The sequence below is a fragment of the Vibrio paracholerae genome, assembly GCF_037672085.1.
GTDB classification, from domain to species: domain Bacteria; phylum Pseudomonadota; class Gammaproteobacteria; order Enterobacterales; family Vibrionaceae; genus Vibrio; species Vibrio cholerae.
The window spans coordinates 2,325,415-2,345,312 of sequence record NZ_JBBHLM010000002.1 but is presented as its reverse complement, the minus strand read 5'-3'; the positions used below and the strand labels follow the sequence as shown (position 1 = coordinate 2,345,312).

At 48.1% G+C, this 19,898-nt stretch carries 19 protein-coding genes; 13 read left to right on the top strand and 6 right to left on the bottom strand.

Annotated features, from left to right (window positions below):
* The first annotated feature begins 5 nt into the window (after window positions 1-5).
* The 3 genes from R4537_RS15755 to R4537_RS15745 are packed head-to-tail and all read left to right on the top strand — an operon-like array spanning window position 6 to window position 2,505.
* Window positions 6-800, top strand: coding sequence for a sulfite exporter TauE/SafE family protein (locus R4537_RS15755; RefSeq protein WP_071179727.1), 795 nt, complete (start codon window positions 6-8; stop codon window positions 798-800).
* A gap of 28 nt (window positions 801-828) precedes the next feature.
* Window positions 829-1,644, top strand: coding sequence for a prolipoprotein diacylglyceryl transferase (gene lgt / locus R4537_RS15750; protein ID WP_071179728.1), 816 nt, complete (start codon window positions 829-831; stop codon window positions 1,642-1,644).
* A gap of 9 nt (window positions 1,645-1,653) precedes the next feature.
* On the top strand, window positions 1,654-2,505 hold the full coding sequence (locus R4537_RS15745) for a thymidylate synthase (RefSeq protein ID WP_071179729.1): 852 nt from the start codon (window positions 1,654-1,656) through the stop codon (window positions 2,503-2,505).
* An 88-nt stretch (window positions 2,506-2,593) separates the two neighbouring features.
* On the opposite strand, the gene R4537_RS15740 is transcribed toward R4537_RS15745, so the two are convergent.
* Window positions 2,594-3,742 (bottom strand): Na/Pi symporter, encoded by a 1,149-nt coding sequence (locus R4537_RS15740; protein WP_071179730.1) that lies wholly within the window; start codon window positions 3,740-3,742, stop codon window positions 2,594-2,596.
* A gap of 394 nt (window positions 3,743-4,136) precedes the next feature.
* Between R4537_RS15740 and nhaR the strand changes: the two genes are divergently transcribed.
* Together nhaR and R4537_RS15730 are read left to right on the top strand one after the other, a co-directional pair.
* The gene (nhaR, locus tag R4537_RS15735; RefSeq protein ID WP_000018879.1) at window positions 4,137-5,027 is read left to right on the top strand and encodes a transcriptional activator NhaR; all 891 of its coding nucleotides are present in this window, start codon (window positions 4,137-4,139) and stop codon (window positions 5,025-5,027) included.
* A gap of 223 nt (window positions 5,028-5,250) precedes the next feature.
* Window positions 5,251-5,553: an ArsR/SmtB family transcription factor gene (locus R4537_RS15730; RefSeq protein ID WP_001053149.1), complete on the top strand. Its 303-nt coding sequence runs from the start codon at window positions 5,251-5,253 to the stop codon at window positions 5,551-5,553.
* Between the two features lie 67 nt (window positions 5,554-5,620).
* On the opposite strand, the gene rpsT is transcribed toward R4537_RS15730, so the two are convergent.
* The gene (gene rpsT / locus R4537_RS15725; protein WP_000002742.1) at window positions 5,621-5,881 is read right to left on the bottom strand and encodes a 30S ribosomal protein S20; all 261 of its coding nucleotides are present in this window, start codon (window positions 5,879-5,881) and stop codon (window positions 5,621-5,623) included.
* Between the two features lie 257 nt (window positions 5,882-6,138).
* Here rpsT and murJ point away from each other — a divergent pair, with 257 nt between their 5' ends.
* The 6 genes from murJ to ispH all read left to right on the top strand — a co-directional run bounded on the left by murJ (window position 6,139) and on the right by ispH (window position 13,743).
* Window positions 6,139-7,701, top strand: a complete 1,563-nt coding sequence (murJ, locus tag R4537_RS15720) for a murein biosynthesis integral membrane protein MurJ (protein ID WP_071179731.1) — start codon at window positions 6,139-6,141, stop codon at window positions 7,699-7,701.
* 68 nt (window positions 7,702-7,769) lie between these two features.
* On the top strand, window positions 7,770-8,738 hold the full coding sequence (gene ribF / locus R4537_RS15715) for a bifunctional riboflavin kinase/FAD synthetase (protein WP_071179732.1): 969 nt from the start codon (window positions 7,770-7,772) through the stop codon (window positions 8,736-8,738).
* 30 nt (window positions 8,739-8,768) lie between these two features.
* Window positions 8,769-11,618, top strand: coding sequence for an isoleucine--tRNA ligase (gene ileS, locus R4537_RS15710; RefSeq protein WP_071179733.1), 2,850 nt, complete (start codon window positions 8,769-8,771; stop codon window positions 11,616-11,618).
* 15 nt (window positions 11,619-11,633) lie between these two features.
* Window positions 11,634-12,149 carry a signal peptidase II gene (lspA, locus tag R4537_RS15705; RefSeq protein WP_071179734.1) on the top strand — a complete coding sequence of 172 codons (516 nt, stop codon included), beginning with the start codon at window positions 11,634-11,636 and terminating at the stop codon, window positions 12,147-12,149.
* 162 nt (window positions 12,150-12,311) lie between these two features.
* Entirely contained in the window at window positions 12,312-12,746 is a 435-nt protein-coding gene (fkpB, locus tag R4537_RS15700) for an FKBP-type peptidyl-prolyl cis-trans isomerase (protein WP_001068088.1), read from the top strand.
* Between the two features lie 46 nt (window positions 12,747-12,792).
* On the top strand, window positions 12,793-13,743 hold the full coding sequence (gene ispH, locus R4537_RS15695) for a 4-hydroxy-3-methylbut-2-enyl diphosphate reductase (protein ID WP_080483671.1): 951 nt from the start codon (window positions 12,793-12,795) through the stop codon (window positions 13,741-13,743).
* 136 nt (window positions 13,744-13,879) lie between these two features.
* On the opposite strand, the gene R4537_RS15690 is transcribed toward ispH, so the two are convergent.
* Window positions 13,880-15,364 (bottom strand): carbon starvation CstA family protein, encoded by a 1,485-nt coding sequence (locus R4537_RS15690; protein ID WP_000964327.1) that lies wholly within the window; start codon window positions 15,362-15,364, stop codon window positions 13,880-13,882.
* A 252-nt stretch (window positions 15,365-15,616) separates the two neighbouring features.
* Between R4537_RS15690 and R4537_RS15685 the strand changes: the two genes are divergently transcribed.
* A complete protein-coding gene (locus R4537_RS15685; RefSeq protein ID WP_000759195.1) occupies window positions 15,617-15,958 on the top strand; it encodes a DUF2799 domain-containing protein in 342 nt (113 codons plus the stop codon).
* 42 nt (window positions 15,959-16,000) lie between these two features.
* Here the strand turns inward: R4537_RS15685 and murQ are convergent, their stop codons facing one another.
* Together murQ and R4537_RS15675 are read right to left on the bottom strand one after the other, a co-directional pair.
* Window positions 16,001-16,924, bottom strand: a complete 924-nt coding sequence (gene murQ, locus R4537_RS15680; RefSeq protein WP_000180252.1) for an N-acetylmuramic acid 6-phosphate etherase — start codon at window positions 16,922-16,924, stop codon at window positions 16,001-16,003.
* A gap of 17 nt (window positions 16,925-16,941) precedes the next feature.
* Window positions 16,942-18,054 (bottom strand): anhydro-N-acetylmuramic acid kinase, encoded by a 1,113-nt coding sequence (locus R4537_RS15675; protein WP_071179736.1) that lies wholly within the window; start codon window positions 18,052-18,054, stop codon window positions 16,942-16,944.
* Window positions 18,055-18,159: 105 nt separating this feature from the next.
* On the opposite strand from R4537_RS15675, the gene nagZ reads away from it, so the two are divergent.
* A complete protein-coding gene (gene nagZ, locus R4537_RS15670) occupies window positions 18,160-19,152 on the top strand; it encodes a beta-N-acetylhexosaminidase (protein ID WP_071179737.1) in 993 nt (330 codons plus the stop codon).
* A gap of 26 nt (window positions 19,153-19,178) precedes the next feature.
* On the opposite strand, the gene btsR is transcribed toward nagZ, so the two are convergent.
* Window positions 19,179-19,892, bottom strand: a complete 714-nt coding sequence (gene btsR / locus R4537_RS15665) for a two-component system response regulator BtsR (RefSeq protein WP_000947378.1) — start codon at window positions 19,890-19,892, stop codon at window positions 19,179-19,181.
* Between the last annotated feature and the right edge of the window lie 6 nt (window positions 19,893-19,898).

Below are 19,898 nucleotides of genomic sequence, written 5' to 3'. Positions count from 1 at the left end.
AAAATGTGAATATTGAACTCTTAGCTATACTGCTGCTGTTAGGGGCAGTGGTGGGTGTGCTTGCTGGCTTATTAGGCATTGGTGGTGGCTTACTGGTGGTCCCCGCTCTACTGTTTTTACTGCCTTATGCTGGCATCTCGACTGAGATTGTGATGCAGCTTGCGTTGGCCACATCATTAGCGACGATCATACTCACTTCAGCTTCCTCGGCGTTAAACCATTTAAAGCTGGGCAATGTCGATGTTTTCGTCGTGAAATGGTTAATGCCGGGTGTAGTGGTCGGTGGGTTTTTAGGCTCAGTGGTTGCAGAGTGGATCCCAAGCCAATATTTACCCAAAGTGTTCGGGGTCATTGTGCTCTGTTTGAGTGTGCAGATGTACCGTTCGATACGTGCATTGCAAAATCATCCAATGCCAAGTGCATGGATTACCACCTTGTGCGGTACCGGAATTGGGGTGATCTCAAGTTTGGCTGGTATTGGCGGTGGTTCTTTATCGGTGCCTTTTTTGAATCGACATGGCATTGAAATGAAAAAGGCGATAGGTTCTTCATCGGTCTGTGGTTTTGCGATTGCGATATCGGGCATGATTGGTTTTATTTTGCACGGTTATCAAGTGGAGAACTTGCCACAATACAGCCTTGGTTATGTTTATTTACCTGCATTGTTAGCGATTGCTACAACATCGATGCTTACCACGCGAATTGGCGCTAAACTTGCCACCCAAATGCCAACAGCAAGGCTTAAGCGATTCTTTGCCATTTTTTTAATGTGCGTCGCTGTGACCATGTTGTTCCAGTAATACTCATTGTTTATAGAGAAGGTTTGTTATGCCTCAGGGTTATCTGCAGTTTCCCAATATTGACCCCGTATTGTTTTCGATCGGCCCTCTAGCGGTGCGCTGGTATGGCTTGATGTATTTGGTGGGTTTCCTTTTTGCTATGTGGTTGGCCAATCGCCGAGCGGATCACGCGGGCAGTGGTTGGACACGCGAGCAAGTCTCTGACTTGTTATTTGCTGGCTTTTTAGGTGTAGTGATCGGTGGCCGAGTTGGTTATGTGATCTTCTACAATTTTGATCTGTTCCTTGCTGACCCTCTTTATTTATTCAAAGTGTGGACTGGCGGCATGTCCTTCCACGGCGGCTTATTGGGTGTGATCACTGCCATGTTCTGGTACGCGCGCAGAAACCAACGCACCTTTTTTGGTGTGGCCGATTTTGTTGCCCCCTTAGTGCCATTCGGCTTGGGAATGGGGCGTATCGGTAACTTTATGAATAGCGAACTTTGGGGACGAGTGACGGATGTGCCTTGGGCCTTTGTATTCCCTAATGGTGGCCCACTGCCGCGTCATCCTTCACAGCTTTATGAATTCGCCTTAGAAGGCGTGGTTCTGTTCTTTATTCTCAATTGGTTTATTGGTAAACCTCGTCCGCTAGGCAGCGTATCAGGACTGTTTCTAGCTGGATATGGCACATTCCGCTTCCTTGTGGAATATGTCCGTGAGCCAGATGCTCAACTGGGGCTGTTTGGTGGCTTCATTTCAATGGGGCAAATCCTCTCGTTACCTATGGTGATCATCGGTATTTTGATGATGGTTTGGTCTTACAAGCGCGGTTTGTATCAAGACCGTGTAGTAGCAAAATAGGGTAGTTAGGTGAAACAGTATTTAGATCTTTGTCAGCGCATCGTCGAACAAGGTGTTTGGGTTGAAAATGAACGAACGGGCAAGCGTTGTTTGACCGTGATTAATGCCGATTTGACCTACGATGTGGGCAACAATCAGTTTCCTCTAGTGACTACGCGCAAGAGTTTTTGGAAAGCTGCCGTAGCCGAGTTGCTCGGCTATATTCGTGGTTACGATAATGCGGCGGATTTTCGCCAATTAGGTACCAAAACCTGGGATGCTAATGCCAATTTAAACCAAGCGTGGCTAAACAATCCTTACCGTAAAGGTGAGGATGACATGGGACGCGTGTATGGCGTTCAGGGTAGAGCTTGGGCTAAGCCTGATGGGGGGCATATTGACCAGTTGAAAAAGATTGTCGATGATTTGAGTCGTGGCGTTGATGACCGAGGTGAAATCCTTAACTTCTACAATCCGGGTGAATTTCATATGGGGTGTTTGCGCCCTTGCATGTACAGTCATCATTTTTCATTGCTGGGGGATACCTTGTATCTCAATAGTACTCAGCGTTCATGTGATGTGCCCTTGGGTTTGAATTTCAACATGGTACAGGTTTATGTGTTCCTTGCGCTGATGGCGCAGATCACAGGGAAAAAGCCGGGCTTGGCGTATCACAAGATCGTCAATGCGCACATTTACCAAGATCAACTCGAATTGATGCGCGATGTGCAGCTAAAGCGTGAGCCATTCCCTGCGCCTCAGTTCCATATCAATCCAAAAATCAAAACACTGCATGATTTGGAAACTTGGGTTACTTTGGATGATTTTGAAGTGACCGGATATCAGTTCCACGATCCTATTCAATACCCATTTTCAGTTTAACGCCGTTTTTGTGCGGTACAGTTTGATGGGTTTTATATTAAAAGAGCTCCCGAATGTCGGGAGCTTTTTTGTATTTGGACGATCTCGTTTAAGCTGTCAGGGCAAGAATACTGCCGGGGATCACGACAAACACACCCAATAAGTAACACACCACCACCATTTTGCTCTTGCAAGCCCAAGTTGAGATGAGCTCAGCCCCTTTAATGGGCAGCTCACGCAAGAAAGGAATACCGTAAATCAAAACAGTGGCCATTAAATTGAAGCTTAAGTGCACCAGTGCAATTTGCAGTGCAAACACGGCAAACTCACCTGAGACTGCGGTTGCGGCGAGCAGAGCGGTGATACAAGTACCAATGTTCGCACCTAGGGTAAATGGGTAGATTTCACGCACTTTCAGCACGCCAGAACCCACGAGAGGAACCATTAAGCTGGTTGTGGTTGAGGATGATTGAACTAATACCGTTACCACCGTACCTGAAGCAATACCGTGTAGTGGGCCTCGGCCAATGGCATTTTGTAGAATTTCACGTGCACGGCCAACCATCAAACTCTTCATCAGTTTGCCCATCACCGTAATGGCAACGAAAATAGTCGCAATACCCAATACGATAAGCGCAATCCCCCCCCAAGTATTTCCGAATACGGACAATTGGCTTTCTAACCCGCTGATAACAGGTTTGGTGATCGGCTTGATAAAATCCAGCCCATTCATGCTCATATCGCCAGTTGCAAGCAGAGGCGAAACAAACCAATGTGATACTTTGGCTAAAATACCAAACATCATTTCTAAAGGTAGGAAGATCAGCACCGCGAGAAGGTTGAAAAAATCGTGGATAGTGGCACTGGCGAAAGCTCGGCGAAACTCTTCTTTACAGCGCATATGGCCAACGCTGACTAGAGTATTGGTCACAGTAGTACCAATATTGGCCCCCATCACCATAGGAATCGCGGTTTCAACCGGTAAACCACCAGCAACGAGACCAACAATAATCGAGGTAACCGTGCTTGAGGATTGAATCAGTGCCGTAGCCACTAAACCAATCATTAATCCCGCAACAGGGTGTGAAGCAAATTCAAATAGAACTTTGGCTTGATCGCCGGTCGCCCATTTAAAACCGCTGCCGACCATAGCGACTGCAAGAAGTAGTAAATACAGCATGAAAGCCAAGTTTGCCCAACGTAGGCCTTTCGTGGTCAGCGAAATCGGCGCTGCAGGGGAAGTTGCTTGGGTTATCATTATTTTCTCCGTGGACCGTTGTTAAGGGTTCGGTCGATTGTTGAATTCGAGGCTCATGGTAGAGAGGAAATATTTCACTAATATGACATTTGAGTTTAACTGATGAGTTATTCATCAATATTGCAGTTTACTTAAAAGTTAGGAGATGGAAATTATATTATCTTATTGTTTTATAATGATTATGTAGTTGATGTCACTTTGAGGTTGGGGCGTGACAAACTGTGTAATGAGCTTGTCGATAGGCCTCGGGTTCTATCGGTTTATGACAGTGCGTGTTTTTGTTGATGAAAAATTATAACTAAACGGCTGATTGTTTCGGTTTATCCGAAATCGTTGTTGTAAAAGATCGCATCTGTTATAAGGAAAGCGTTATTTCTATCGGGCAGTCGATTTCATGTCTCATCTTAACTATAACCACCTCTATTATTTCTGGATGGTGTGCAAACAAGGCTCGGTGACCAAAGCGGCCGATGCTCTGTTTTTAACGCCACAAACCGTGACTGGGCAGATTAAAGCTTTAGAAGATCGACTTGATGGTAAGTTGACGAAACGTAATGGTCGCAGTATTGAGCCGACTGAATTGGGGCAGTTGGTTTTTAAATACGCCGATCGTATGTTTGGCTTGAGCTATGAAATGTTGGATATCGTCAACTATAGCCAGCGCTCAAACCTGCTGTTTGATGTAGGGGTCGCGGATGCTTTATCCAAAAGATTGGTCAGCAAAATATTGTTGACCTCAGTACCTGGTGATAATCGGATCCATCTACGCTGTTTTGAATCGACTCATGAGATGTTGTTAGAACAGTTAGCACAGCATAAATTAGATATGATTTTGTCCGATTGCCCAGTGGATTCGAGCCAAAGTCCCGGCTTATTTAGTAAAAAACTCGGTGAAAGCCGCATGAGCTTTTTCAGCTTTGGTGAAGTGGATCTGGCTCCATTTCCCGCCGTGTTGCAGAGTAAAAAATTGTTAGTTCCTGGAAGCAGAACCGCAATGGGGCGCAAAGTGCGCCAGTGGTTTGATCGCCAAGGGCTACAACCGCATATTCTCGGTGAATTTGACGACTCGGCTTTGATGAAAGCGTTTGCCATCTATCACAGCGATGCGGTGTTTATGGCCCCCTCTTTTTATGTCTCAGAAGTAGATTCGGATTCATCATTGAAACTCATCGGACATGTGGATGAGATTAAAGAGGAGTATTATGTCATCTTCGCGGAACGCATGATCCAGCATCCGGCAGTAAAAAATGTCTGTGATGCTGATTTTACTAACTTATTTTTGTGAATAGTTATCACTATTAAGTCTTTGGTTACTATCCAATGATAAGTGAAAACAATAAACTAGCGTTCTTGATTAGTTTTTTATCACTATCAGCGATTTTTCTCCGCTTTCACCGTTTCAACCCATCATGATCACTCAACCGAACTACTATATCGGTGATTAGAACGACAGAGAAAAGTGAATGAATGGGTTGGAATTAAAATGCCGTATTTAAAGGGGTGCACCAATGAATCTCCAAGAGATGGAAAAAAATTCTGCCAAAGCGGTAGTTTTGCTCAAAGCGATGGCCAATGAGCGGCGATTGCAAATCTTGTGTATGTTACTGGACAATGAACTGTCGGTAGGTGAGCTCAGTAGCCGTTTGGAACTCAGCCAATCTGCTCTATCTCAACATTTAGCATGGCTACGTCGTGATGGTTTAGTTAACACACGTAAAGAAGCACAAACCGTGTTTTATACGCTGAGCAGTACAGAAGTGAAGGCAATGATTGAACTGTTGCACCGTCTTTATTGTCAGGCGAATCAGTAGGGTGATTGAAAAAAGGTATAAAAAAACCGGCATAGGCCGGTTTTTTGTTGCTGAAGATCAAACTCTATTACAGAGCGTTGATAGCAGCAAAGAAGCGAGACTTGTGACGAGCTGCTTTATTCTTGTGAATAAGGCCTTTAGTCGCCATGCGGTCTAGGATTGGTGTAACTACAGCGAATGCAGCAGTTGCAGCTTCTTTGTCGCCAGCAGCGATTGCAGCAACAGTTTTCTTCATGTAAGTGCGCATCATAGAACGACGGCTAGCATTGTGCTGGCGACGTTTCTCAGCTTGGATAGCGCGCTTCTTAGCAGATTTGTTATTTGCCAAGGGTCTAACTCCCAAAAACTTAGTTCGGTGACATTTTAAGGGCGGGAAATATCCCCGATTTGCTCTTTAATGTCAAATGATTTGTGCAAAAACCCAACTGGACCAAACAAACTTGGTATCGAAGAGCCTTCGCGGTTAAGATGGCGGGGATTCTATCAGCATTTTTTTACCAATGCTAATACTTATCTGATCTCACTATGACATTCTTATCCTTTCGAATCAGATAATGTGGTTTTGACTCTTTGTTCGAGGTTACCGTGAGTAAACGCTTACTCAAGTCTGGCATCATTGTAAGTGCTATGACTTTGATTTCTCGTGTTTTAGGTTTAGTGCGCGATGTGGTTGTGGCCAATTTGATGGGCGCAGGTGCCAGTGCTGACGTATTCTTTTTTGCCAACCGAATTCCCAATTTTTTACGCCGATTATTTGCAGAAGGGGCCTTCTCTCAAGCCTTTGTCCCGGTATTAACCGAATATCACGCCTCGGGTGATATGAATAAAACTCGAGATTTGATTGCGCGAGCGTCGGGAACTCTCGGTGTTTTAGTGACCATAGTGACGCTAATTGGCGTGCTCGGCTCTGGCGCAGTCACCGCATTATTTGGCGCAGGTTGGTTCTTAGACTGGCTGAATGGGGGCCCTGCAGCAGGAAAGTTTGAGTTAGCGAGCCTGCTGCTTAAGATTACTTTTCCCTATTTGTGGTTTATCACCTTTGTTGCCTTGTCTGGGGCAATTTTAAACACCTTAGGTAAGTTTGCCGTCTCCTCTTTCACGCCAGTTTTCTTGAACGTGATGATGATTCTGTGTGCTTGGTACCTCTCGCCAAATCTAGAACAGCCGGAAGTGGGCTTAGCAATAGGCGTGTTTTTAGGTGGTTTAGTCCAGTTTTTATTTCAACTGCCATTTTTGATCAAGGCTGGAGTGCTGGTTAGGCCTAAATGGGGCTGGAAAGATCCTGGGGTGGTGAAAATTCGCACACTGATGATTCCTGCACTGTTTGGAGTATCGGTCAGTCAAATCAACTTGTTATTTGACTCCTTCGTGGCCAGTTTTCTGCAAACCGGTTCGATCAGTTGGCTCTATTATTCGGATCGCTTACTGGAATTCCCCCTCGGTTTATTTGGAATTGCGATTGCCACAGTGATTTTGCCTGCCTTATCGCGGAAACATGTCGATGCGCACAGTGATGGCTTTGTCCACACCATGGATTGGGGCATCCGCATGGTTACGTTTCTCGGCATTCCTGCCATGCTGGGGTTGATGGTACTTGCAAAACCTATGCTGATGGTGCTGTTTATGCGCGGGGAATTTACTCCAAGCGATGTAGAGCAAGCGTCCTATTCGTTACTCGCTTATTCATCTGGCCTGCTCAGCTTTATGTTGATCAAAGTGTTAGCGCCGGGATATTACTCACGTCAAGATACGAAAACCCCCGTACGTTACGGAATTATCGCTATGGTCAGTAACATCGTACTTAACGCGATCTTTGCGTGGTTTTACGGTTATGTTGGCTTGGCGGTCGCGACTTCGATGTCCGCTTTCCTTAATATGGCACTGCTTTATCGTGGTTTGCACTTACAAGGTGTTTATCATCTGACTCGCAAAACCGTGTGGTTTATTGCACGGCTAGTGATGGCGGGAGCGGTAATGACTGGTGCGCTTTTGTGGCAGTTAGACACTATGGCTACATGGCTGAGCTGGGGAATCAGTCAGCGTGCATTGACGCTGACAGGTTTGATTGGTCTTGGTGTGGCATCTTATCTGGCTATTTTGCTGTTACTGGGTGTTCGTCTCAAAGATCTAAAAGCGGCGACAGAGTAGCGAGCTTTAGGTATAATCCGCCAGTTTCGCACCATGAGAATGAAAATATAGGTTTTAAGCATCTTCCGATGGAATTAATACGCGGTATTCATAACATTCAATCTCGCCATCACGGCTGTGTATTGACGATTGGTAACTTTGACGGTGTTCATCTTGGTCATCAACAAGTGCTCAGTCAGGTGGTGCAGCGTGCCCAGCAGATGGGTTTGCCTTCGGTGGTGATGACTTTTGAACCTCAGCCCTTAGAGTTGTTTGCCAAACAACAAGCGCCAGCGCGTTTGACTCGCCTGCGCGATAAGTTTGTTCAACTGAGTAAATTGGGCGTCGATCGCCTGCTGTGCATCAACTTCAATCATCATTTTGCTCAATTGGACGCTCAAGCGTTTATTCGTGACTTGTTGGTGACCCGTTTGGGTGTTAAGTTTCTGGTGGTTGGCGATGATTTCTGCTTCGGTAAAGAGCGTAAAGGCAACTTTGCGCTGCTACAGCAAGCAGGACAAACCTTAGGTTTTGAAGTCGTCAGTACCCAAAGCTTCTGTTTACAACAACTGCGTGTAAGCAGTACCGCGATTCGTGAAGCTTTAGCGGCTGACCAATTGAGTAGTGCCGCTACTATGCTAGGACGTGATTACAGTATCAGTGGCCGTGTCTCGCATGGTCAAAAACTCGGACGTACTATAGGTTTTCCCACGGCCAATATCCCGCTGAAACGTTGTGTCTCTCCGGTTTCTGGTGTGTATGTGGTAGAAGCTTATGGTGTAGGCCAAATGCCTATCGGTGGCGTAGCCAATATCGGTAATCGTCCGACAGTTGATGGTATTCGTCAGCAACTAGAAGTGCACTTTTTTGACTTTCAAGGCAACCTGTACGGTAAGCAATTGGAAGTCGCGCTGTTACATAAATTACGTGATGAGCGCAAATTCGCCTCTTTTGAGGCGTTAAAGCAACAAATTGAATTGGATGCTGAAGCAGCTCGGGTGTGGCTGCGTCAGCTTAAAGATTGTTCGGTTTATTCCACCCAACAACAACATGTCTAACTTCGCCCAATATAACGGAATTAAGAATCGATGAGTGACTATAAAGATACCCTGAACTTACCTGAAACAGGGTTTCCAATGCGCGGCGATCTGGCCAAACGCGAGCCAGAAATGCTGCAACGTTGGTATCAAGAAGACCTGTACGGTGCGATCCGTCAGGCTAAAAAAGGCAAAAAATCTTTCGTATTGCACGATGGCCCTCCATACGCCAACGGTGACATTCATATTGGTCACGCTCTGAATAAGATTCTTAAAGACATCATTATTAAATCCAAAACTCTTTCAGGTTTTGATGCGCCTTACATTCCGGGTTGGGATTGCCACGGTCTACCTATTGAATTGATGGTAGAAAAGAAAGTGGGCAAGCCGGGGCAGAAAGTCACCGCGGCCGAGTTCCGTGAAAAATGTCGCGAATACGCCGCAGGCCAAGTTGAAGGCCAAAAAGAGAGCTTTAAGCGCCTTGGTGTTCTTGGTGAGTGGGATAAGCCTTATCGCACCATGGATTTTGTGACCGAAGCCAACATCATCCGTGCGCTTGGCAAAATTGCCGACAATGGCCACTTGCTGAAGGGGTTTAAACCGGTTCACTGGTGTACTGACTGTGGTTCAGCATTGGCTGAAGCAGAAGTGGAGTACAAAAACAAAGTTTCTCCTTCGATTGACGTTCGTTTTAAAGCCGCTGATGAAGCCGCTGTGCTGGCTAAGTTTGGTCTGGCTGCTGGCCATGAAGGCAAAGGCGATGTGTCGATTGTGATCTGGACAACCACACCTTGGACACTGCCGGCTAACCGCGCGGTATGTCTGCGTGCAGATTTAGAATACGTACTGATCCAAGTTGAAGGTGAGCAACCAGAGCGCATTATCGTCGCCTCTGAGTTGGCAAAATCGGTGATGGATCGCGCGGGCATTGAACACTTCCATAACCTTGGTTTCGCAACTGGTGCCGATCTTGAATTGGTAGCGTTCCAACATCCATTCTACTCCTTCACTGTGCCTGCCATTTTAGGCGATCACGTGACGACCGATTCTGGTACCGGTGTGGTACATACTGCACCAGGTCATGGTCAAGAAGACTTTGCCGTTGGTCAACAGTACGGTTTGGAAGTGGCAAACCCTGTGGGTTCAAACGGCGTATATCTGCCAGACACTGAGCTGTTTGCGGGTCAACACGTATTTAAAGCCAACGATTCTGTGTTGGAAGTACTGAAAGAAAAAGGCGCGTTGTTGCATCATCACGCGTATGAGCACAGCTACCCACACTGCTGGCGTCATAAAACGCCGATCATCTTCCGTGCGACACCGCAATGGTTTGTCTCTATGGAACAAGCGGGTCTACGTGAACAAGCTCTGACGGCAATCAAGGGCGTACATTGGATGCCGGATTGGGGTCAAAGTCGTATTGAAGGTATGGTGGCAGGTCGCCCTGAGTGGTGTATCTCTCGTCAACGTACTTGGGGCGTGCCCATTGCACTGTTCGTGCACAAAGAAACCGCTGAACTGCACCCAAACAGCGCTGAGCTGATTGAGAAAGTAGCACAGCTGGTTGAGCAAAAAGGCATTCAAGCATGGTGGGATCTCGATACTGCGGAACTGCTTGGCGCTGAAGATGCGGCCAACTATGAAAAAGTGCTGGATACGCTAGATGTATGGTTTGACTCAGGAGTGACTCACTCTGCGGTTGTGGATGCACGTCAAGAATTCAACGGCGCAGAAGCGGACATGTACCTAGAAGGTTCTGACCAACACCGCGGCTGGTTCCAATCATCTCTCATCTCTTCTGTGGCGATGAAAGGCAAAGCGCCGTACAAAGAAGTATTGACGCACGGTTTCGTGGTTGATGGCCAAGGCCGCAAGATGTCGAAGTCGATCGGTAACGTGGTTGCTCCACAAGATGTGACCAACAAGCTGGGTGCGGATATTCTGCGTCTATGGGTGGCGTCAACTGATTATACTGGTGAAGTCGCCGTATCGGATGAGATCCTCAAGCGTTCTGCGGATGCGTACCGTCGTATTCGTAACACCGCCCGTTTCTTCTTAGCGAACCTGAATGGCTTTAATCCAACTACTGACATTATTCCTGCTGAAGAAATGGTGGCATTGGATCGTTGGGCTGTTGGTCGCGCACTGGCCGCGCAACAAGAGATCATTCAAGCGTATCAGGATTACAACCTGCACGCAGTGGTACAGCGTTTGATGAACTTCTGCTCAATCGAGATGGGTTCATTCTATCTGGATGTGATCAAAGACCGTCAATACACAGCCAAACGTGGTGGTCATGCACAGCGTAGCTGTCAAACCGCTTTGTTCTTCATTGTGGAAGCTCTGGTTCGTTGGATGGCGCCTATCATGTCATTCACCGCTGATGAAATTTGGAACGCAATGCCAGCGCAGCAAGCTGACGGCAGCGCACGTGACAAGTTCGTGTTTACCACGGAATGGTTTGATGGCCTGTTTGGTTTGGCAGAAGGCGAAGAGCTAAATAATGCATTCTGGAATGATATTCAGAAAGTGCGTGGCTCAGTTAACAAACTGCTGGAAAACGCTCGTAACGAAAAACTGATCGGCGGTTCACTGCAAGCGGAATTGGTGCTGTTTGCTGATGATGTATTGGCGAGTAAGCTAGCGAAACTGGGCGATGAGCTGCGTTTCGTGCTGCTGACTTCAAAAGCCGTGGTGAAACCACTGGCTGAGAAGAGCGAGGCTGCACAGGCGACCGATATCGATGGCTTGTTTGTTCAAGTGAACAAAACTGAAGCTGAGAAGTGCGATCGCTGTTGGCACCACACCCCTGATGTAGGCACGATTGCAGGCCACACCACCATTTGTGGTCGCTGCGTGTCTAACGTTGAGGGTGAAGGCGAAGTACGCAAGTTTGCGTAACTTAGGCTAACCATCATGTCGAATTCGTCTCAGACTCTTAAACAATCTGGATTGCGCTGGCTGTGGCTGGCGCTTCTGGTGTTCATTGCTGACATCACGATCAAGTTAATTGTGATGGATAACATGGGCTATGGTTGGGCAAACCGTATTGAGGTGCTGCCTTTCTTTAACCTGCTGTATGTGCATAACTATGGCGCTGCTTTTAGCTTTCTGAGCGATCAGGAAGGGTGGCAGCGCTGGCTATTTACGGGTATTGCCTTTGTGGTCACTGGCATGCTTGCTTACTGGATGCGTCGTCTTCCGGCGAGTGATAAGTGGAACAATATTGCTTATGCGCTGATCATTGGCGGTGCCTCGGGCAATGTGTTTGATCGCATCGTGCATGGTTTTGTGGTCGATTATCTCGATTTTTACTGGGGAACCTACCACTGGCCAGCGTTCAATCTGGCGGATAGTGCGATCTGTATCGGTGCAGCGATGATTATTCTCGATGGTTTTCGCGCTAAGAAAAGTGCGCCAAGTCAGTCTTAGTGCTCTGCATTGCGCCGTAAAGCAAAGACACTGCGGCAAATAACCACAAGCGCCGTCCGTTGATTCGGAGGGCGCTTTTTACTATAAAGGCTGGCATCAGCGCCCGCCCGTCTCCGCTAAATTGAAGCGGCGTTCGTTAAACAATAACAAGGTAGTGATAACGTGAACCCTATTGCCTCTAACTCTGCAGTTACCCTGCATTTTACGATCAAGCTTAAGGATGGCTCTGTTGCTGACAGTACCCATAATCAAGGAAAACCTGCCAAGCTAGTGATGGGCGATGGTAGCCTGAGCCCCAATTTCGAGCAGTGTTTACTCGGAATGTTGCCGGGCGAGAAAAAATCGGTCGCTTTAGCGGCGCAAGATGCGTTTGGGGCGCCCAATCCAGATCATGTCCATTACATGGATCGCAGTAAGTTTCTTGGTGGCGATCTGCAGTTAGAGGTCGGAACCATTATGGCTTTCAGTGGCCCTGACGGAATGGAAATTCCCGGAATCATCACGGAGATTGCCGGTGACTCAGTTACTGTCGATTTCAATCACCCATTGGCAGGGCAAGACATCACCTTTGATGTTGAGATCTTGTCTGTTGAGTGAGTTTCCTTACAATAGCCAACCATAACGACTAGCAATGAGCAAACCAATGAAAATACTGTTAGCCAACCCTCGCGGTTTCTGCGCGGGTGTGGATCGCGCGATCAGCATTGTTGAGCGTGCGCTGGAGCTTTATCAGCCGCCGATTTATGTGCGTCATGAAGTGGTGCACAACCGCTTTGTGGTCGAGGGGTTAAAGCAGCGTGGAGCCCGCTTTGTTGAGGAATTAAATGAAGTTCCCGACGATAACATTGTGATTTTTTCGGCTCATGGCGTGTCGCAAGCGGTTCGCCAAGAAGCGAAAGAGCGTTCACTGACGGTATTTGATGCGACTTGTCCACTGGTGACTAAAGTACATATGGAAGTGGCGCGTGCCAGTCGTAAACATATGGAAGTGGTGTTGATTGGTCATGCTGGCCATCCTGAAGTGGAAGGCACGATGGGGCAGTATGCCAGTGATACAGGCGGCATGTATCTGGTCGAAAAGCCGGAAGATGTCGTATCACTGCAAACTAAGGTGAAAGATCCAAGTAACCTGCACTACGTGAGCCAAACCACGTTGTCAGTCGATGAAACGGCGGATGTGATTGATGAACTGCGCCGTGTATTTCCTAAAATCCAAGGTCCGCGTAAAGATGACATCTGTTATGCCACCCAAAACCGTCAAGATGCGGTGCGTATTTTGGCTGAGCAAGTCGATGTGATGGTGGTGGTGGGCTCGAAAAACTCATCGAATTCGACCCGATTAAAGGAGTTGGCTGAGAAGTTGGGCACTCCCGGTTACTTGATTGACTGCCCACAGGATATCGACCCTGAGTGGTTCGTTGCTGCGCAGTTAATTGGGGTGACTGCGGGCGCTTCGGCACCAGAAGAGTTGGTAAACCAAATCTTGGATCGCATCAAAGCGCTCGGCGCAACCTCGGTAGAAGAGGTGCTTGGCCGCGAAGAGAACATGTTCTTTGAAGTGCCTAAAGAGCTGCAAATTAAGCAAGTCGACTAATCATTTCGCCATCTATCTTGTGAATCTAAGATGGATGGTTTCTTTGCCATTTCTTTGCAAAGGAATATCGCATAAAAAGATGGCTCCCAGATTGGGAGCCATTTTCGTTTTAAATCAGGTGATTGAAGCGTCGAGATTAAGCGGTTTTCGTTACGCCTTGCGGTTTATCTTCATCGGCAAGATCGGTTTCCCCTTTGCCTTTTGATACTTTCGCTACGTAAGCTAGAGCACCCAGAGAAGCCAGTACACCTGCAATGGTTGAAATTTGCATTGGTAAGCCAAAGCCTAGCGTGCTGCTGTTGAGGATGAAGCTGATACACACGGTAGTCATAAACAGCGCAGGTACCGTACAGATCCAGTGCAGTTTGTTGTGGCGCATCAGGTAAGCGGTGGCTGTCCACAGCATCATGACTGCGGTCGCTTGGTTGGCAAAACCGAAGTAGCGCCAGATGATACCGAAATCGACTTGAGTCAGCACTGCACCGATAACGAACAGAGGCAGAGCCATCAGCAGGCGGTTACGTAGGGTCTTCTGCTCCATGTTGAAGTACTCAGCCAAGATCAAACGGCTTGAGCGGAATGCGGTATCACCCGAAGTGATAGGCAGGATCACCACGCCAAGGAAAGCAATTACACCACCAAACACACCCAGCAGGCCAAAAGAAGCACCGTAAACCACGTTACCTGGGCCACCATTTTTCACCGCTTCAGACAGCGCTTCCAGTGAGCCGAAGAAAGAGAGAGCAATAGTACACCAGATAAGGGCAATGATACCTTCGCCAATCATCGCGCCGTAAAACACGAAGCGGCCGTTCTTCTCATTTTCCATACAGCGTGCCATCAGCGGAGACTGAGTCGCGTGGAAGCCAGAGATAGCACCACACGCGATGGTGATGAACAGAGCTGGCCACAGAGGCATGTCATTCGGGTTGAGGTTTTTCACCATATCGCTGATTTCAAATCCGCCCAACACTTGGTGCTCAGAAGAGAACGCAATCGCCGTCATCAAACCAACCGACATGAAAATCAGTAGCGCACCAAACAGTGGGTAGAAACGGCCGATGATTTTATCAACAGGAACGATAGTCGCCAGAATGTAGTAAGCGAAGATGATCACGACCATGGTGGTCATGCTGACGGTTAAGTCCGTTTGTTGGTTAATCAGGTTAGTGATCATGCCAGCAGGGGCTGAAACGAATACCACACCAACCAGAAGCAGTAACACAATGGCAAAAATGTTCATAAAATGTTTAGCGCCATTGCCTAAGTAACGACCCGTGATGGATGGAACCGAAGCACCACCGTTACGGATAGAAAGCATACCTGAGAAGTAGTCGTGTACTGCACCCGCGAAGATACAGCCAACTACGATCCACAGCATGGCGGCTGGACCGTACAGCGCACCCATAATTGGACCAAAAATAGGGCCAACACCGGCGATGTTCAGCAGTTGTACGAGATAAACTTTTGGGGTGGACATCGGTACATAGTCGACGCCGTCCGTTTTTGTATGGGCAGGGGTTTGACGCTTTTCGTTGATGCCAAATACTTTTTCTACGAAAGCTCCGTAAATAAAGTAACCGCCAACGAGGGCTACGACACAGGTAAGAAACCACAACATAGCGTTTGTCCTTTTGTTAATGAATTAAGCTCACTGTGGATAGTAATTTATCAATAAGCGAGCTTCACTGGCTTTCCGAGTCAGTGGTCGTGTGGAGAATTAAGCGGTGTTTTAGCTAAATAAGTGGTTTTGAATATACCCACTTCTAACTTGAAGCTACGACGCGAGCATGAAAATAGAGTAGCAGGCTATGCTATTCAATGGCATGCTCGTTTCATTAACAAGATGCATTTGCTTAACTCAAGGTAAAACATGAAAAAATGGATGGTAATGGGCTGTATTGTACTGCTTGTCGGCTGTGCCGCGAGTGAGTCGCAGTTAGCACAAGAGGGCAACTGGTATCAAATCGGTTATCAGGATGCCGTGACCGGGCATACCCAGAGGAGCTATAAAAGCTTAATGGCGCTCGGCTCTGCCAAACTGGGTGATTATGAACAAGGCTACCAAAAGGGATTAGACCAATATTGTAACCCCGATGTGGCTTATCAAATTGGCTTGAGCGGTCAATACTATGAAGGAATTTGTGAAGGTACAGAGCAGGCGCAGCGTTTTCGTATGGAGTGGCAGCGCGGTTGGAATGAGTACAATCAATAATGAGCATGAGAGCCCATAGGGCTCTCGTTTTGCTCTGGTTAATTACTCTTCGTGCTCTTCCATGGCGCGGCGCAAGAAACCATCCGACTGCGAGAGTTTCGCCGTCGCTTGCTCATAGTTCATGCCGGTCAGATGCATCAAAATCGCCAGTTTCGCGTTGTTGTGGCTCTCTTTGAGTAGTGCTTCGGCTTCTTCGCGTTGGCAATCGGTCGCTTGCATGACAATTCGTACCGCTCTGGCAATCAGCTTGCGGTTGGTGGCTCGGACATCGACCATCAGATTTTGATAGCTTTTACCAAGACGGATCATGCTCGCAGTCGTGAGCATATTGAGCACCAATTTCTGCGCCGTACCGGATTTAAGTCGGGTTGAACCGGTTAGTGCTTCTGGCCCAACGACGGGAGAAATGGCAATCTGGGCGATTTCGGCAATCGGAGAATCAGGGTTGCACGAGAGTGCGATGGTGGTCGCGCCTAAATCATTGGCGTACTCTAACGCGCCAATCACATAAGGTGTGCGGCCACTCGCCGCAATCCCGACTAGCACATCTTTGCTGCTAAAGTCGATTTGCTGTAAATCATGTGCGCCCAGCGTGGCGTTATCTTCCGCCCCTTCTTGTGCGGTAAACATGGCTTCTTTACCGCCCGCAATCAGGCCAATCACCATTTGATCGCTCACTCCGAAAGTGGGTGGGCATTCTGAGGCATCCAGCACACCCAGACGACCGCTGGTACCTGCCCCTAAGTAGATCAAGCGGCCACCTTGTTTGAAGGCGGCAGTGATTTTATCAACCGCTTGGGCAATCTGCGGCAATACCGCTTCCACCGCCAGTGGCACTTGTTTGTCTTGTTGATTAAGCCGCTCGACAATTTCTTGCGACGAGAGCAAATCAATATCCATCGTATCGGGGTTACGACCTTCGGAAACCAGATGAGAAAGCGCGGCAATAAGTGCATCGTTGGTCATAAAAATTCCTGTAGCGATTAATCGGGGTAGTAAATCACGCCAAGACTCGCAAGACGTGATGCGCCCGTCACGGCGGGCAAATTACTGGGTAAACCGTGTATACGCCGTTGTGCCAGCCAAGCGAAAGCCATGGCTTCCATATTATCGCCATCCACGCCCATTTGGGTAGTTGGGGCAACTTGCCAGCTTGGCAGCAAGGCTTGTAAGCGTTCCATGAGTAAAGGATTTTGCGCACCGCCGCCACACACTAAAAGCTGTGGTTGTGGCCCTTCGGCGAATGGTGTGACTTGCTCAACAATGGTTTGCGCGGTGAATTCACACAAGGTGCCTTGCACATCAGTGGCATCAACCGAAAACGTGGCGAGCTGCGTTTCTAACCAAGGCAGATTAAATAGCTCGCGGCCTGTGCTTTTGGGAGCTGGCAGAGCAAAGTAATGGTCTTGTTTTAAATGGCTAAGTAATGCGGCATTCACGCTGCCTTGTTTGGCCCACAGGGCATCTTTATCATAAGGCTGGTTACGTTCCTTTTGGCACCAGCTGTCCATCAGCATATTGCCGGGGCCGGTGTCATAGCCCACCACTTCACCATTGGGCTTGAGCACCGAAATATTGGCAATCCCCCCGATATTGAGCACGACCACAGTCGATTGCTCAGCATGAAAAATCGTGCGATGAAACGCGGGAACTAGCGGTGCGCCTTGCCCACCGAGCGCAACATCTTTGCGCCGAAAATCGGCGACAGTCGTAATGCCTGTGCGCGCCGCGATAATGTTGGCATCGCCAATTTGCATGGTAAATGGTTTGGTGCCTGTAGGCTGATGAAACACGGTTTGTCCATGACAGCCTATCGCACGGATGTGCTCGGCACGATAGCCACTGTGCTGCAAAAGTGCCAGCACAGCATCACTGAACAGATGGCCCAGATCGTGCTCCAATTCACCCATCGCAATCAAGGTGGTTGGTTGGCCGATGCAGACATTGAGCAGCCGCTGCTTAAGATCGGCAGGCATAGGGTAGTCGTGGTGAGCCAGCAGTTCGATGTTATCGTCTTGCAGCGCCACTAAAGCGGTATCCACACCATCCAAACTGGTTCCCGACATCACACCGATATAGAGTTCGCGTTCTGCCATTTGGTTATCCCTCTGTCATATTCAAACAAAGGCATTGTAATTGAAAAATAAACTGAATAACCTCGTGGCTTGTGACAATTTTGCCAATTTTTTCAAGGAGCAAGCATGGGACCGCTTTGGTTGGATGTGGCCGGTTACGAACTGAGTGCCGAAGATCGCGAAATTCTGCAGCACCCTACAGTGGGTGGTGTGATTCTGTTTGGTCGCAACTATCACGATAACCAGCAATTGCTGGCACTCAATAAAGCGATCCGTCAAGCGGCGAAAAGACCGATTTTGATTGGTGTCGATCAAGAAGGTGGCCGCGTGCAGCGTTTCCGTGAAGGCTTTTCTCGCATTCCCCCTGCGCAGTATTACGCGCGTGCTGAGAATGGCGTTGAGCTTGCTGAGCAGGGCGGTTGGTTGATGGCGGCAGAGCTGATTGCACACGATGTCGATTTAAGTTTTGCGCCTGTGCTCGATATGGGCTTTGCGTGTAAAGCGATTGGCAACCGTGCTTTTGGTGAAGATGTTCAAACTGTACTTAAGCACAGCAGTGCTTTTTTGCGCGGCATGAAAGCTGTCGGTATGGCGACCACAGGCAAACATTTTCCCGGTCATGGCGCGGTGATTGCCGATTCGCATTTAGAAACCCCTTACGATGAGCGGGAGACGATTGCGCAAGATATAGCGATTTTCCGTGCGCAAATTGAGGCTGGAGTGCTGGATGCCATGATGCCAGCGCATGTGGTGTATCCGCATTACGATGCTCAACCTGCGAGCGGTTCGAGCTACTGGCTAAAACAAGTGTTACGTGAAGAACTCGGCTTTAAAGGCATCGTATTTTCGGATGATTTGAGCATGGAAGGCGCAGCCGTAATGGGGGGGCCAGTTGAGCGCTCCCACCAAGCCTTAGTCGCGGGTTGTGACATGATTTTGATCTGTAACAAGCGTGAAGCGGCAGTCGAAGTGCTGGATCATCTACCGATCATGGAAGTGCCGCAAGCTGAAGCACTGCTGAAAAAACAGCAACTTAGCTACAGTGAGCTGAAGCGCTCAGAGCGTTGGCAGCAAGCGTCAGCCAATATGCAGCGCTTAATCGAGCAGTTCTCCGAATAGTTTTGCTCATCGAAGTGGAGCTGGGATCAGTAAAATCCCAGCATCTCTTTCAGCTCTTTAAGATAACGGCGGCTGACCGGAACCTTATGGCCTGCATGAGTGATCATCTCCGCCAGCCCGTTTTCTAACAGTTTAATTTCGCGAATCGCTTTCAAATTCACCAAGTACTGGCGATGGCAGCGCACTAACGCGGTTTTCTCTTCCAACACTTTCAAGGTCAATTGACTGGTCGCTTTTTGCTGCGCAGTCTGCACATTGACGCCACTGATGTCGCTGTAGGCAAATTCCACTTCATTAATCGGCAGTAGCACAATTCGGTTTAAACCCGTGCAAGGGATCTGATCTAAGCTTGGTTGCGTCAGTGGTGAGTAGTCACTTTTCTTGTGTTGGCGCAGCAAACGCTGCACTGTTTTGGCTAAACGTTCGGTGTCGACCGGCTTGAGCAGATAGTCAAACGCGTTATCTTCAAACGCTTGCAGCGCATATTGATCGTAGGCGGTAACAAACACCACCTCAGGCATGGTCTCTGGGTCAAGCATACTTAGCAGCTCAATGCCCGAAATTTGCGGCATCTGAATATCTAAAAACACCACATCCGGCTTGAGCTGATTGATTTTTTTCAACCCTTCAATTGCATTGCTGGCTTGGCCGATGACCTCAATCTGGCCACTTTCCGCTAAGAGTTCCGCGAGCTCTTCACGGGCAAAGCGTTCATCGTCAATGAGTAGAGCAGATAACATGTTAAT

Bases quoted from the DNA above. Each gene is read 5' to 3' on its own strand.
- lgt (WP_071179728.1), top strand. From the start codon at position 829: ATGCCTCAGGGTTATCTGCAGTTTCCCAATATTGACCCCGTATTGTTT.
- R4537_RS15740 (WP_071179730.1), bottom strand. From the start codon at position 3,742: ATGATAACCCAAGCAACTTCCCCTGCAGCGCCGATTTCGCTGACCACG.
- nhaR (WP_000018879.1), top strand. From the start codon at position 4,137: ATGTCTCATCTTAACTATAACCACCTCTATTATTTCTGGATGGTGTGC.
- R4537_RS15730 (WP_001053149.1), top strand. From the start codon at position 5,251: ATGAATCTCCAAGAGATGGAAAAAAATTCTGCCAAAGCGGTAGTTTTG.
- ribF (WP_071179732.1), top strand. From the start codon at position 7,770: ATGGAATTAATACGCGGTATTCATAACATTCAATCTCGCCATCACGGC.
- ileS (WP_071179733.1), top strand. From the start codon at position 8,769: ATGAGTGACTATAAAGATACCCTGAACTTACCTGAAACAGGGTTTCCA.
- lspA (WP_071179734.1), top strand. From the start codon at position 11,634: ATGTCGAATTCGTCTCAGACTCTTAAACAATCTGGATTGCGCTGGCTG.
- ispH (WP_080483671.1), top strand. From the start codon at position 12,793: ATGAAAATACTGTTAGCCAACCCTCGCGGTTTCTGCGCGGGTGTGGAT.
- R4537_RS15690 (WP_000964327.1), bottom strand. From the start codon at position 15,364: ATGTTGTGGTTTCTTACCTGTGTCGTAGCCCTCGTTGGCGGTTACTTT.
- R4537_RS15685 (WP_000759195.1), top strand. From the start codon at position 15,617: ATGAAAAAATGGATGGTAATGGGCTGTATTGTACTGCTTGTCGGCTGT.
- murQ (WP_000180252.1), bottom strand. From the start codon at position 16,924: ATGACCAACGATGCACTTATTGCCGCGCTTTCTCATCTGGTTTCCGAA.
- R4537_RS15675 (WP_071179736.1), bottom strand. From the start codon at position 18,054: ATGGCAGAACGCGAACTCTATATCGGTGTGATGTCGGGAACCAGTTTG.
- nagZ (WP_071179737.1), top strand. From the start codon at position 18,160: ATGGGACCGCTTTGGTTGGATGTGGCCGGTTACGAACTGAGTGCCGAA.
- btsR (WP_000947378.1), bottom strand. From the start codon at position 19,892: ATGTTATCTGCTCTACTCATTGACGATGAACGCTTTGCCCGTGAAGAG.